This is a genomic window from Vibrio sp. Isolate32 (assembly GCF_022397955.1).
Lineage (GTDB): Bacteria > Pseudomonadota > Gammaproteobacteria > Enterobacterales > Vibrionaceae > Vibrio.
In genome coordinates this window covers 13,939-26,807 of the sequence record NZ_JAKEUQ010000027.1, presented here as the reverse complement: position 1 = coordinate 26,807, position 12,869 = coordinate 13,939, and the positions used below count along the sequence as shown (strand labels likewise).

The 12,869-nt window shown below is 44.7% G+C and carries 10 protein-coding genes and 5 tRNA genes; 6 read left to right on the top strand and 9 right to left on the bottom strand.

Annotation, left to right across the window (positions count from 1 at the left end; translation table 11 throughout):
* The first annotated feature begins 22 nt into the window (after window positions 1–22).
* Together L1D11_RS18080 and L1D11_RS18075 are read left to right on the top strand one after the other, a co-directional pair.
* Window positions 23–901, top strand: a complete 879-nt coding sequence (locus tag L1D11_RS18080) for a LysR substrate-binding domain-containing protein (protein WP_239832218.1) — start codon at window positions 23–25, stop codon at window positions 899–901.
* Window positions 902–1,003: 102 nt separating this feature from the next.
* Window positions 1,004–1,168, top strand: a complete 165-nt coding sequence (locus L1D11_RS18075) for a hypothetical protein (RefSeq protein ID WP_239832217.1) — start codon at window positions 1,004–1,006, stop codon at window positions 1,166–1,168.
* 151 nt (window positions 1,169–1,319) lie between these two features.
* On the opposite strand, the gene L1D11_RS18070 is transcribed toward L1D11_RS18075, so the two are convergent.
* The 3 genes from L1D11_RS18070 to L1D11_RS18060 all read right to left on the bottom strand — a co-directional run bounded on the left by L1D11_RS18070 (window position 1,320) and on the right by L1D11_RS18060 (window position 4,869).
* Window positions 1,320–2,240, bottom strand: a complete 921-nt coding sequence (locus tag L1D11_RS18070; protein ID WP_239834101.1) for a putative sulfate exporter family transporter — start codon at window positions 2,238–2,240, stop codon at window positions 1,320–1,322.
* Window positions 2,241–2,386: 146 nt separating this feature from the next.
* Window positions 2,387–4,261, bottom strand: a complete 1,875-nt coding sequence (locus L1D11_RS18065; protein ID WP_239834100.1) for an MFS transporter — start codon at window positions 4,259–4,261, stop codon at window positions 2,387–2,389.
* A 17-nt stretch (window positions 4,262–4,278) separates the two neighbouring features.
* Window positions 4,279–4,869: a TetR-like C-terminal domain-containing protein gene (locus tag L1D11_RS18060; RefSeq protein WP_239834099.1), complete on the bottom strand. Its 591-nt coding sequence runs from the start codon at window positions 4,867–4,869 to the stop codon at window positions 4,279–4,281.
* Between the two features lie 197 nt (window positions 4,870–5,066).
* On the opposite strand from L1D11_RS18060, the gene L1D11_RS18055 reads away from it, so the two are divergent.
* On the top strand, window positions 5,067–5,981 hold the full coding sequence (locus L1D11_RS18055) for a TIM44-like domain-containing protein (RefSeq protein ID WP_239834098.1): 915 nt from the start codon (window positions 5,067–5,069) through the stop codon (window positions 5,979–5,981).
* A gap of 551 nt (window positions 5,982–6,532) precedes the next feature.
* On the opposite strand, the gene L1D11_RS18050 is transcribed toward L1D11_RS18055, so the two are convergent.
* The 5 genes from L1D11_RS18050 to L1D11_RS18030 form a co-directional block, all read right to left on the bottom strand.
* Window positions 6,533–6,617, bottom strand: a tRNA-Tyr gene (locus L1D11_RS18050).
* Window positions 6,618–6,720: 103 nt separating this feature from the next.
* Window positions 6,721–6,805 (bottom strand) — tRNA-Tyr (locus tag L1D11_RS18045).
* Window positions 6,806–6,909: 104 nt separating this feature from the next.
* Window positions 6,910–6,994: transfer RNA gene (locus L1D11_RS18040), tRNA-Tyr, on the bottom strand.
* Window positions 6,995–7,098: 104 nt separating this feature from the next.
* Window positions 7,099–7,183, bottom strand: a tRNA-Tyr gene (locus L1D11_RS18035).
* A gap of 102 nt (window positions 7,184–7,285) precedes the next feature.
* Window positions 7,286–7,370: transfer RNA gene (locus L1D11_RS18030), tRNA-Tyr, on the bottom strand.
* A gap of 129 nt (window positions 7,371–7,499) precedes the next feature.
* On the opposite strand from L1D11_RS18030, the gene L1D11_RS18025 reads away from it, so the two are divergent.
* The 3 genes from L1D11_RS18025 (at window position 7,500) to vexH (ending at window position 12,129) form a co-directional block, all read left to right on the top strand.
* Complete coding sequence (locus L1D11_RS18025) at window positions 7,500–7,643, top strand: hypothetical protein (protein ID WP_239834097.1); 144 nt, start codon at window positions 7,500–7,502, stop codon at window positions 7,641–7,643.
* 296 nt (window positions 7,644–7,939) lie between these two features.
* Window positions 7,940–9,016, top strand: a complete 1,077-nt coding sequence (locus L1D11_RS18020; RefSeq protein WP_239834096.1) for an efflux RND transporter periplasmic adaptor subunit — start codon at window positions 7,940–7,942, stop codon at window positions 9,014–9,016.
* Complete coding sequence (vexH, locus tag L1D11_RS18015) at window positions 9,016–12,129, top strand: vibriobactin export RND transporter permease subunit VexH (protein WP_239834095.1); 3,114 nt, start codon at window positions 9,016–9,018, stop codon at window positions 12,127–12,129. The genes L1D11_RS18020 and vexH overlap by 1 nt, the downstream gene beginning before the upstream one ends.
* A 98-nt stretch (window positions 12,130–12,227) precedes the next feature.
* On the opposite strand, the gene L1D11_RS18010 is transcribed toward vexH, so the two are convergent.
* A complete protein-coding gene (locus L1D11_RS18010; protein WP_239834094.1) occupies window positions 12,228–12,821 on the bottom strand; it encodes a thioredoxin domain-containing protein in 594 nt (197 codons plus the stop codon).
* Window positions 12,822–12,869: the final 48 nt, after the last annotated feature.

Here is a 12,869-nt window from a genome sequence, read left to right as displayed (position 1 = left end):
AATTTTTAATGCATGAGTTCGTATGGCTAACCATCAATCTTTACTGAGAAATCTTCATACTTTTAATGTTGCTGCAGAGAAAATGAGCTTTACGCTAGCGGCGAAAAAGTTGCATCTGACTCAGGGAGCCATTAGCCATCGAATCAAAGTATTAGAAGGTGAACTCGGATTTAACTTGTTTGTGCGAGGAACTCGTAAACTGGAACTGACTGAAGAAGGCCAGCGCTTTCAACGAACGTTATCCAAATCGTTAAGCTCTATTTTTGGTGAGATTGAAGACATTACCAACACAGATTTGTATGGACAGATCAATATTGGTACCAGCCCTGCATTTGCCAACAGTTGGTTACTGCCAAGACTGGCTGATTTTAAACAGCGATATCCTAAGTTTAATCTCAATATTTTCTCGCAAGAAGAGCAGGATTTTCATCAAAATCATCTCGATGTCGCCATTTACTATGGTGCTGAAAACCTCAAAGACATGCATCGACAGCGTCTGTTTGGTGAAAAGTATATTCCGGTATGTACGCCGAGCTACGCGGCTGAGCACGATATCTTTGACGATGGTGTAGAGTCTTTACACCGGATTAATTTCATTCATGCACTAGGGTCAGATGTATGGCAGCGTTGGATTAAACACCACGGCTTGGATGTTAATTTGTTTGAGCAATTTTACTGCGTAAGCCACCGCGATATGGGCGTAAGAAGTGCTCTCAGCAATATTGGCGTTGCGATGGGGCGCTATCATTTTGTTAAGCAGTACATTCAGACTGGTGAGCTCATAACGCCTTATCCGAGCATGGATACAGACCAAGGGTATGACTTAATCTGCCCGCTAGGCGCGGAAAAACGGCCCAAGGTAAGAACCTTTATTAAGTGGCTAGAGGGGCAGTTACGTTAGTTAATTTAGCAATTAGATAGTTCAAAACAGAATTTATTATCTTTATAACCATACATCATAATAAGGCCATATAAATAACGGATTATAGAATAAGGTCTTATTATGAAAATTGCCCTCATCATTGCAATATTACTGCAGATAGGCCAAGCGATCACATCGTCAGGGCTGACGCGTTCGTTAGCTGAACTCACCGCGTTTGTGTTAGTGGTGGTATTGGTTTTGATGAAAAGAGAGAGCAAGAAGAGTGATAAGCCGCTGTTTGAATAGTGATTCGGTCAATATACGAGACAAACGATAAAGGCAAATCTCATATGAGCTTTGCCTTTTTGTTTTGTTGCTCGCTAATTTGAATATCTAAATATCTAAATATCTAAATATCTAAATATCTAAATAACCATCTAGAGCGCTTCTTGGCGAGCTAAGCGAGAGTTAACCACGCTAACGAACCCGTCGAGATCATGACCCACATTGTAATACCAAACATCAATGGCTTCGGCCCAGCTGCTTTTAACTTCTCAACTGAAATACCACAGCCAATTAAGAACAGGCACACAACCAGCGCACGTTTGGATACGTCAAAAATCCCTTGGTAGACCACCTCAAACTGTGGCAGTAAGTCACTCACCGCGATAGCGGCGCAATAGAAGAAAATGAAGTAAGGAATCGTAATCTTCTTTTGAGCATTCTTGAAGATCATCGCGCTGATTAAAGCGATTGGGATGATCCAAAGTGCTCGAGCGAGCTTCAATGTTGTCGCTGTCGTCAGTGCTTCTTCGCCATAAGCCGAAGCAGCACCTACTACAGAAGACGTATCGTGAATCGCAATAGCTGCCCAAGTACCAAATGTTTGTTGGCTGAGTTCTAGCGCGTGACCAATCATCGGGAACAAGAATAGGGCGACCGAGTTCAACACGAATACAGTGGCTAACGCCAAGCCAATCTGTTCATCGTCCGCTTTAATCGCAGGTGCCACAGCTGCTATCGCACTACCACCACAAATCGCTGTACCAGAAGAGATAAGGTAGCCCGTGGTACGGTCCAGCCCCATTCGCTTACCCAAGAACCAACCAATGACTAATGTACCGATAATCGTCGTTACAATGAGCCCAATGCCATCGCCGGTTACCGCTAATGCTTTTTCAAACTGAATGCCAAAACCTAAGCCAACAATGGAGTAGGCTAGTAGTTTCTTGGTGAGTTTACCGACTTCCAAGTGTTCCGGGACTAAACCTAAACTAGCAAGCAGGAAACCGATAACAAGAGCGGTCGGTGAGCTAACCCAAGGTGTTAAGCAAAACAGTGCAGCAAGATAAAATGGAACGGACTTTTTTAGGTTCATTGTATTTAGAGTCTTGTTTTGTTGTGGCGTTATTGTAATGAGACCACTATACGTTCAATAAAATGATAAGTAAGTCTAAATGAATTGAACAAACGTTAAGGAAAACTTAACGCTTGTTCAGCGGATATGAATAAAGGGCTCGTTATCTAGCGCTGTGATCCGCGAAGGTCAGATACCGATTGTCGAAGAATTTCACAAGAGGCTTGTTTAGGTGAAATAGGCTCACCAGCTTCTATCTCTAACTTGGTCCAAAAACGAGTGGGTAGCCCTTTACAGGCACGGCCTTTGTAACGACTAAAGTAGCTGCCCCATAATCCTTTGAGAGCCATTGGGATCACAGGGACAGGGGAGCGTTTGATAATCAGCTCCATACCGCGCATGAACTCAGCCACTTCGCCATCAGAAGTTAGCTTTCCTTCTGGGAAAATACACACAATGTGACCTTCATGGAGAGCGTGTTCTACTTCTTTGAAGGCGTTTCTAATCGAGTTGCGGTTGGTCGCGGAGATTGGAATAACCCCAGCTCTTTTCAAGAAACGTCGAATCGGCGGTAATTTGGTGTAATCCTCTTCCATCACAAAACGGATAAGCCGAGGGCAAACTGCACTCAGCAGTAGTGCATCCATATAACTCACATGGTTGCAGACAATCAACGCGCCCCCTTTTTCTGGCAGGTGATGTAAGTTCTTATGCTTAACTCGGTACATGGTGTGAGTGACCACCCATGTAAAGAAACGGAAAGCGTATATAGGCACCTGATGAAACAGGTACAGCATAACCAAAGTGTTTCCCAACGCGAGCAACACAAACAGCTGTGGAATTGAAAGCTCTAGAACACTGAGGCAAACAATACCTAAAACCGCACTTCCCACCATGAACAGTGAGTTATAAATATTGAGCCCGGCAATCACTTGGGCACGTTCATCTGGCTTGGCACGTAACTGCATCAGCGAATACAGAGGAACAATAAAGATACCGCCAGAGATCCCCAATAGTAGAAGATAAGCAAATAGCGGCCACAGCTCTGAATAGGTTACGAATTGGTGGAAAGAGCTAAAGTCAGGCAAAGACTCCGGGATGGATATCGCCATCAAAAGGCCAAAGATCGAGATACCTAAGCTGCCCATTGGCACGATGCCGATTTCAATGCGGTGATTAGATAACTTATCGCAAGTCAAAGAGCCGATCGCGATGCCTACCGAGAACAGCGCCAGTAAAAAGGCGACGGAGCTTTCAGTGCCGTTTAGGTGCAGTTTAGTGAAGTTGGGAAACTGAGTTAGGTAAGCCGCACCAAGGAACCAGAACCAGCTGATAGACATCAGTGCTTGAAAGGTTGGGCGGTCTTTTTTGGCAATAGCCAGTGTCGCGCGGGTGAGCTTTATAGGTTGCCACTTTACTTTCAAGTCTGGTGCATTACTTGGCGCTTGTGGAATAAAGCAGCTTGATACATAGCCCAGTACGGCGAACGAAACAATACACACTGCGGCAATGAGCTTTGCACTTTCTTCCGATGCAATGATGCCTGCGCCTAGAGTACCAATCAGGATCGCTAAGAATGTACCTGTTTCGACGAGAGCATTACCAGATACCAGTTCTTTCGTTTCTAGTTGCTGCGGAAGCAGGGCGTACTTAACTGGGCCAAAAAAGGCACTTTGCGTTCCCATAAGGAATAGAAGTAGAAGCAGTATTCCGTAACTTTCGTAGATAAAACCGATCGCACCCAGTGACATAATTACCACTTCAAGGAGTTTTACTTTACGGATAAACCAAGATTTTTCGTATTTGTCAGCCAGTACACCGGCCAACGCAGAGAATAGGAAGAAGGGCAGAATAAACAGGCCTGCGGCCAAATTAATGAATAGATTGCTAGAAATAGGCAGCGTATCTACGCTTACGAAAGCAACAAACAGTAACAGGACATTTTTGAATATGTTGTCATTAAAGGCTCCTAGAAATTGGGTAATAAAGTAGGGTAGGAACCTTTTTTGCGTTAACAGCGAAGATTGGCTGCTGTTGTTCATTGTCTTTCCTTGGATGATTACCAGTTGGTTAAGTAGTTTGAGACTAGATTATTGATCAACTCTTTACCATCGATTGGCTCAGCGGCGAAAAATTTATCGTCAACGCTAAGTAGAGTAATTCCGTGTACTCCAGACCATAATACACGGCTGGCTTTAACGACTTCGCTTTTAGTATGTTCAGGAGCAATCGCTACTAGCAGCTGCTCTAGCATGCCTGTCATTCTATCAATGCGGTTTGATTGCCATTCAGGAAGGTTTTCACCGTTCATGTTGTGCTCAAAGATAAGCTGCCAACGGTGAGGGTGTTTTTGTGCAAAATCGTGGTAGCAGTATGCAAGATTAAATAACGCTTGCTGCGCATTACTTGATTGTTCGACGGCAGTTGCAGATTCAGCAGCGAGTTCATCTAGCGTTTTAGCTACGACATGAAGAAGCAAAAGGTTGTAGTTACCAAACACATTTACCAGGGTACTCGGTACATAACCAATCATGTTCGCGATTTTTCGTAGGCTCAACTCGTGATAGGAGTGCTGCTCTAAAAAGTCTGTCACTGTATTTAAAGTCAGCTGGATCAATTGTTCTCGAGTGTGGTCGTTTCTGCGTGCCATGAGTAGTTTCTAGTAAATGAACATCGTTCAATATTTTAATGCTGCCCCTGAGTGCCGTCAATCCTTTCGCTAGTTTAGTAATCAACTAATCGCTGCAATATTATGAAACATGTGTAAACACAGTGAATATTTCATTGTGCTTTGTTAACGAGTATGATTAAGGTGTCGAAAGATAAAGAAACCTATAAAGGATAATAATGAAACGATTTTTCTCACTAGTCGCGATTCTGATGGTATCAGTCGCGGTGACACCAATCGCGGAAGCGAAAAAGTTTGGTGGTGGTAAGTCTTTTGGTAAGAGTTTCAAAACGGCTCCTGCACCCAAACAGCAACAACAGAACACGAATTCAATCCGACAAGATCAAGCCGGTAAGAACACAGCGGCTAACTCTAGCAAGAAAGGCCTTATGGGCGGTCTGCTAGGCGGTTTACTTGCAGGTGGTCTACTAGCAGCATTCTTCGGTGGCGCATTTGAAGGTATCCAGTTCATGGATATTCTGATTATGGGTCTGATTGCTTTCCTAGCGTTTAAGTTCCTACGTGGCATGCTTGGCGCGAAGCAGGGATCTATGAATCAGCAGAATGCACGCGGCCAACAGCCAGCATTTGGCGGTATGGGACAAAACAAGTTTGAACCATCTAAGCAACAGCCAAATGTTCATAACTTTGAGCAAGCACAGCCTCACTCACAAAATGGTGCTGGTGGCTTTGGTTTTGGTGCGCAAAGCGATGTTCCACATAACTACCCACCGGGTTTTGATCAAGCGGCATTCATCAACGGCTCTCGTGAGCACTACCGTACACTGCAAGGTGCATGGAACCACAATGAGCTAAGCACGATTGAAGAGTACGTGTCTCCAAGCCTTTTCGAAGACCTAAAAGCTGAGCGTAGCAAGCTAGATGGTGATCAGCACACTGATGTAATGTACGTTGATGCTGAAATCGTTCGTGCAGACCATGACGGCAGCAAAGCACAGCTAAGCCTTCAGTTTAGCGGTCGCTACCGTGATTCTTCGGAAGGTATCGAAGAAGACATCACTGATATCTGGCACTTAGAACGTGACCTAACAACCGACAACGCACCTTGGTTGATTGTTGGTATTCAAGGTTAATCTCTGGCATGGCTAACAGAATAAGTTAGTAAACCAGTGCTTTGATTATTGAAAGCCCCGACGGAGAAATCTGTAGGGGCTTTTTTGTTTCTGGTCGTTTTACTCTGCAAGTGTCTGGAAGAGAACTAGTTAGGGAAGGATTGGGAATAAGGTGGACTAACCTCAATGCAAGTTACTCATTTTTAATATTTTTTAACTAGTTACTTAACCAAATGAAACCGAGGAGTTAGTTGATATGACGAGGTTTTTTGAGCCTATATTAGAGCCTGAACTTTCATCGCAGCAGAAGCAGAAAGTAGTGGATAATTGCGAAGACCCTGTTTCTACAAACTGCTTAGGTTGCGCAGCTTATTTGGTTTGTAAGCGTCATAGAGAAGTTTGGAGTGATTGATTCATCGGTAAGTTCAAAGGTATCAACTGCCTTACGATAAGATCGGTATTGCAGTGTTCTAATATTTAGAAGAGAAGTTACGCTGAGAGATATGGAACGTTAGAAACGAAAAAAGCCAACTCAATGAGTTGGCTTTTCGATTTTCCAATTAAGGAGAATATGGTGGAGGGAGACGGATTCGAACCATCGAAGGCAGTGCCGGCAGATTTACAGTCTGCTCCCTTTGGCCACTCGGGAACCCCTCCAGGGTGTGTCTTACTYTTCACAAAGTAAGCCTAAATTGATGTTTTCCCATAAGCCCATCAATCAGGTTGTTCTCTTAACTCTTAGGTAGAGGTAAGAAGAATATGGTGGAGGGAGACGGATTCGAACCATCGAAGGCAGTGCCGGCAGATTTACAGTCTGCTCCCTTTGGCCACTCGGGAACCCCTCCAGGGTGTTTCTTACTTTTCACAAAGTAAGCCTAAATTGATGTTTTCCCATAAAGCCCATCAATCAGGTTGTTCTCTTAACTCTTAAGTAGAGGTAAGAAGAATATGGTGGAGGGAGACGGATTCGAACCATCGAAGGCAGTGCCGGCAGATTTACAGTCTGCTCCCTTTGGCCACTCGGGAACCCCTCCAGGGTGTGTCTTACTCTTCACAAAGTAAGCCTAAATTGATGTTTTCCCATAAAGCCCATCAATCAGGTCGTTCTCTTAACTCTTAAGTAGAGGTAAGAAGAATATGGTGGAGGGAGACGGATTCGAACCATCGAAGGCAGTGCCGGCAGATTTACAGTCTGCTCCCTTTGGCCACTCGGGAACCCCTCCAGGGTGTTTCTTACTTTTCACAAAGTAAGCCTAAATTGATGTTTCCCATAAGCCCATCAATCAGGTTGTTCTCTTAACTCTTAGGTAGAGGTAAGAAGAATATGGTGGAGGGAGACGGATTCGAACCATCGAAGGCAGTGCCGGCAGATTTACAGTCTGCTCCCTTTGGCCACTCGGGAACCCCTCCAGGGTGTTTTTCCTAACTCATAATGGATAGGCTAAAGAGATGTTTTTCCCAACGCATCTCTCAAGTGCGGAGCGCATCATAGCAAACACGTTAAACCTGTAAAGGGTTTTTCTTATGGTTTTGTGTTAAATGCTGACTTTTTGGGCAAAGATGGTGAAAAGTACGCATATTGCTCGTGAAGTGAACATCTGTACTAAGGTTTACGTACTGGTGGGTAACGCCTTGAGGTTATTGGCTTTCTGTCTTGCTGTTGTTTTAGCTAAACCACCATGAAACGTAAACGAAATTTAATCTAGATTTACACTTCTTGACGTTACAGCATTCATCAGCTGATAGAATACGGTTAATTTCATTTATAGATAATAATACCAATCGTCGTAAGTAACTTGTCATTCTAGCTTGTTAAAATGCTCTATAGCTGCGTTAGGATTTTTGATTGTAGGATAACTCCTTATCGAAGCTGTCCTGTTGAAAAGATCAGCTTTGTTCTCAAGCCTTTTCCCTACGCTATTTCCGACTACTTACTCACTCACTTTGATTGCTATAAACCTTATTTGCAGACCATAATTATGAAGAATAAATCTGTTTTAACCTTGCTGAGCTTGTCTATTCTTATGGCGTCTCCAGCCGTACTTGCAAAGCGTATGGGCCCGAGCACTGTCACTGTTGTTACTGAGCAGGTTGATATTCACCAAGTTAGCCAATCCCTTTCTCTAGTTGGAAAATTAGAAGCTGAGCAATCAGTGATGATCACTTCTGAAGTGGCTGGACGCGTTGACTCTATCAACATTAAAGCTAATCAAGATGTGACTAAAGGTCAGATGTTGGTTCAGTTAGATGACGATAAGGCAAAAGCTGCAGTTGCAGAAGCGCAAGCGTATCTAAAAGACGAGAAACGTAAACTAGCGGAATTTGAACGCTTGGTGAAACGCAACGCGATCACGCAAACCGAAATTGATGCACAGAAAACCAATGTAGAGATCGCCAATGCTCGTTTGGCTGCAGCAAATGCCAACCTAAAAGATCTCCACATTAGTGCACCATTCTCAGGCACGGTTGGTTTTATCGATTTTAGCCGCGGCAAAATGGTGACAGCGGGTACTGAACTGGTAACCCTAGATGACCTTTCAGTCATGCAGTTAGACCTTCAGATCCCTGAACGTTACCTTTCTAAGCTATCCAAAGGCATGAAAGTGACGGCTCGCACCAGTGCGTGGGGTGATACAGAATTTACAGGTTCAGTGGTTGGCATTGATTCTCGTATCAATACAGAGACATTAAACCTTCGAGTTCGAATTAATTTCGATAACAACAATGATTACCTAAAGCCGGGCATGTTGGTGTCGGCAGCGATGGACTTCCCACCAATTGAAGCCCCCATCATTCCAGTTCAAGCCCTAGAGTACTCAGGTACTAAACGCTTTGTTTATGTGGTTGGTGAAGATAACAAGGCGACGCGAACGGAAGTCTTCCTTGGTGCTCGTATCGACAATGAAGTTGTGATTGAAAAGGGTATCGAGATTGGTCAGAAAATTGTCGTTCAGGGCATCGTTAACATGCGTGATGGTGTTCAGGTTCAGGAACTGGCGATAAACCGACCGGCTGTCTCAGCAACCGAGAAAACAGCACAAGAAGGCGCTAACTAATGTTGTTATCTGACGTTTCAGTAAAGAGACCAGTAGCAGCTGTCGTATTGAGTTTGCTATTGGTTGTGTTTGGTATTGTCTCTTTTAGTAAGCTTGCAGTTCGTGAGATGCCTGATATCGAAAGCCCAGTGGTATCGATCAGCACACGCTACGAAGGCGCATCAGCGACCATCATCGAGAGTCAAATAACCTCCAATCTTGAAGACCAATTATCCGGTATCAGTGGTATTGATGAGATCGAGTCTACCACTCGTAATGGTATGTCGCGTATTACGATTACCTTTGAATTGGGTTATGACCTAAATACTGGTGTTAGTGACGTTCGTGACGCCGTTGCTCGTGCACAGAGATCTTTGCCTGACGAAGCTGATGACCCGATTGTTTACAAGAACAACGGTAGCGGTGAGGCTTCGGTTTACATCAACCTAAGCTCTACTGAGATGGACCGAACGCAGTTGACCGATTACACAGAGCGTGTGTTGATTGACCGCTTTAGTTTGATCTCTGGCGTAAGTTCGGTGGATATCTCGGGTGGCTTGTACAAAGTCATGTACGTGAAGCTAAAACCTGCGGAAATGGCAGGGCGTGGTGTGACCACATCTGATATTACGTCTGCACTAAACAATGAGAATATCGAGAGCCCGGGTGGTGAAGTTCGTAATGACGCGATAGTGATGTCCGTTCGTACTGCTCGCTCATACACAGAAGCGGAAGATTTTGAATACCTAGTGGTCAAGCGCGCTTCTGATAACACGCCGATTTATCTTAAAGATGTTGCTGATGTTTACATTGGCGCAGAGAACGAAAACTCGACCTTTAAGAGTGACGGCGTTGTTAACGTCAGTATGGGTATCGTGCCTCAATCAGATGCAAACCCGCTTGAAGTGGCTGACCTAGTACATAAAGAAGTCGAAGCGATTCAGAAGTTCTTGCCAGATGGCACTCGTTTGGCCGTCGATTATGACTCGACCGTGTTTATCGACCGCTCTATTTCAGAGGTTTACAGCACGCTCTTTATTACGGGGGGCTTGGTTATCCTCGTGCTTTACATTTTTATTGGTCAAGCTCGTGCAACACTGATTCCTGCAGTAACCGTACCGGTATCTTTGATCTCGTCGTTTATCGCTGCGTACTATTTTGGCTTCTCTATCAACCTGATTACCCTGATGGCACTAATCCTGTCGATTGGTTTGGTGGTAGATGATGCGATCGTGGTAGTTGAGAATATTTTCCATCATATTGAACGTGGTGAATCGCCACTGCTCGCGGCTTATAAAGGGACGCGAGAGGTAGGCTTTGCGGTAATCGCAACAACGCTTGTATTAGTAATGGTATTCCTGCCAATCTCGTTCATGGACGGCATGGTTGGTCTTCTGTTTACCGAGTTCTCAGTATTGCTTGCTATGTCGGTGATCTTCTCGTCGTTAGTTGCACTGACGCTAACGCCAGTGCTAGGCAGTAAGATCCTCAAAGCGAACGTGAAACCAAACCGCTTTAACCTGTTTGTTGAACGTGTATTTGGCAAATTAGAGTCTGGATACCGCTCGGTATTACGCCGCGCGTTAAATTGGCGTTGGGCTGCTCCTATCATCATTATCGCATGTTTGGGTGGTAGCTATGGTTTGATGCAGCAAGTGCCAGCGCAACTGACTCCGCAAGAGGACCGCGGTGTTATCTTTGCGTTTGTTCGTGGTGCTGATGCAACCAGTTACAACCGCATGTCTGCCAACATGGACATTGTTGAAGAACGTTTAATGCCATTGCTTGGTCAAGGCTTCTTGAAGTCATTCAGCATTCAATCGCCAGCATTTGGTGGTAATGCCGGTGACCAAACGGGCTTCGTTATTATGATCCTAGAAGATTGGGATGAGCGTGACGTGACCGCGCAAGAAGCACTGAATGAAGTCCGTAAGTCATTAGCCGGTATTCCTGATGTACGAGTGTTCCCATTCATGCCTGGTTTCCGAGGTGGGTCGAGTGAGCCAGTACAATTCGTGCTTGGTGGCTCAGATTACTCTGAACTGCAAAAGTGGGCTGAGATCTTAAAGCAAGCAGCTGAAGATTCGCCGATGATGGAAGGCGCGGATATCGACTACTCAGAGCAAACACCAGAGCTATTGGTTACTGTAGATAAGCAGCGTGCGGCAGATCTGGGTGTGAGTGTTTCTGACATCTCCGACACCTTAGAAATCATGCTAGGCGGTCGCAGTGAGACAACCTTTGTGGAACGTGGTGAAGAGTATGATGTGTACTTACGTGGTGACGAAAACAGCTTCAACAACGCCAATGACTTGAGCCAAATCTACATGCGAACTCAGTCTGGTGAGTTGGTGACGCTAGATACGCTGACGCACATTGAAGAAGTCGCGTCATCGATTCGTTTGTCTCACTACAACAAGCAGAAGTCGATAACGATTAAAGCCAATCTGATGGAAGGTTACACGTTAGGCGAAGCTCTGGATTTCCTTGATGAACAAGCTATTGAGCAACTACCAGGTGATATTTCGGTAAGCTATTCGGGCGAGTCTAAAGACTTCAAAGAGAACCAATCGAGCATCTTGGTAGTGTTTGCATTAGCGATGTTGGTGGCGTATTTGGTACTGGCGGCGCAGTTCGAGAGCTTCATTAACCCGTTAGTGGTGATGTTCACTGTACCTATGGGTATCTTTGGTGGCTTCTTGGGCTTGGTAGTGATGAGTCAGGGGCTCAACGTCTACAGCCAGATTGGTATGATCATGTTGATCGGTATGGTAACCAAAAACGGTATCTTGATCGTTGAGTTTGCTAACCAACTGCGTGACCGCGGTATTGAGTTTGAAAAAGCCATCATTGATGCTTCTGCTCGACGCTTGCGTCCAATCATGATGACGGCGTTTACTACGCTTGCAGGTGCTATCCCATTGATTACTTCAACAGGCGCGGGTTACGAAAGCCGTGTGGCGGTAGGTACGGTTATCTTCTTCGGTATGGGTTTTGCGACCTTGGTGACTCTGTTTGTAATCCCTGCGATGTATCGATTGATTTCTGGTACAACTCGTTCACCTGGTCACGTCGAAGCGGTGCTCAACAAAGAGCTAAGTCATGACAACATAGGTAGAACTAGCCACGGTTAATGTAGTGGTATAGATAAGTAATTGATGAGAGCCCGCCAACTTACTCGTTGTCGGGCTTTTTATTTGGTTTGCGAATGGTGCCAGAAAAGAGTGAGACTCTATTGCTCGCTCAGGTATTGAATGGTTTCGAGCAGTTCTTCCATAGAGCGGTGGCCTCTTAGTTTCACCATATAGCGCCCATTAATAATAAAGCTCGGAATGCTGCTAATCGACGCTTGCTCGGTCTTAGATACAGCATCTTCCATAAATTTAGCCCATTGCTGTTGTTGGGCTTGAGTCATGTTTTCTTGTTTCACAAGGTTGTGTTCTTTGAAAAAAGCGTCGATATCCGTTTCTTGCAGCGGGTTTTTAGTTTGAACCAGCGAGAATAACTCACTCAAAAGTGCATGAGACATATCCGGCTTTTGAGCCAACACGGTGTAGTAAATACCCGCAGCTTGTAAGGTCGAGTCGTTAAAAATTACGTGAGTACGATGCAGTTCCAGTTCACCAGAGCCTTCTTTATCTTTGAGTAACTCTGTCATCTGCCAACAAGGCATGCAGGTCAATGAAAAGAATTTGTCTACTTGATACTCGGTCGAATAAGGTTTTTCCAAAAGCGTGTATTGTTTTCCCTCTGATGGAGATGCATAAGCAGTAGCGCTTAGGATAAGAGAAGCTAAAAGGATAAATACGTTTTGTAATCGTTTCATGAGAGTTCCGGTTTATCTGTGAATGTTTTGAAAAGCCTGCGTTTGCTC

Bases quoted from the DNA above. Each gene is read 5' to 3' on its own strand.
- L1D11_RS18080 (WP_239832218.1), top strand. From the start codon at position 23: ATGGCTAACCATCAATCTTTACTGAGAAATCTTCATACTTTTAATGTT.
- L1D11_RS18075 (WP_239832217.1), top strand. From the start codon at position 1,004: ATGAAAATTGCCCTCATCATTGCAATATTACTGCAGATAGGCCAAGCG.
- L1D11_RS18070 (WP_239834101.1), bottom strand. From the start codon at position 2,240: ATGAACCTAAAAAAGTCCGTTCCATTTTATCTTGCTGCACTGTTTTGC.
- L1D11_RS18065 (WP_239834100.1), bottom strand. From the start codon at position 4,261: ATGAACAACAGCAGCCAATCTTCGCTGTTAACGCAAAAAAGGTTCCTA.
- L1D11_RS18060 (WP_239834099.1), bottom strand. From the start codon at position 4,869: ATGGCACGCAGAAACGACCACACTCGAGAACAATTGATCCAGCTGACT.
- L1D11_RS18055 (WP_239834098.1), top strand. From the start codon at position 5,067: ATGAAACGATTTTTCTCACTAGTCGCGATTCTGATGGTATCAGTCGCG.
- L1D11_RS18025 (WP_239834097.1), top strand. From the start codon at position 7,500: ATGCTGACTTTTTGGGCAAAGATGGTGAAAAGTACGCATATTGCTCGT.
- L1D11_RS18020 (WP_239834096.1), top strand. From the start codon at position 7,940: ATGAAGAATAAATCTGTTTTAACCTTGCTGAGCTTGTCTATTCTTATG.
- vexH (WP_239834095.1), top strand. From the start codon at position 9,016: ATGTTGTTATCTGACGTTTCAGTAAAGAGACCAGTAGCAGCTGTCGTA.
- L1D11_RS18010 (WP_239834094.1), bottom strand. From the start codon at position 12,821: ATGAAACGATTACAAAACGTATTTATCCTTTTAGCTTCTCTTATCCTA.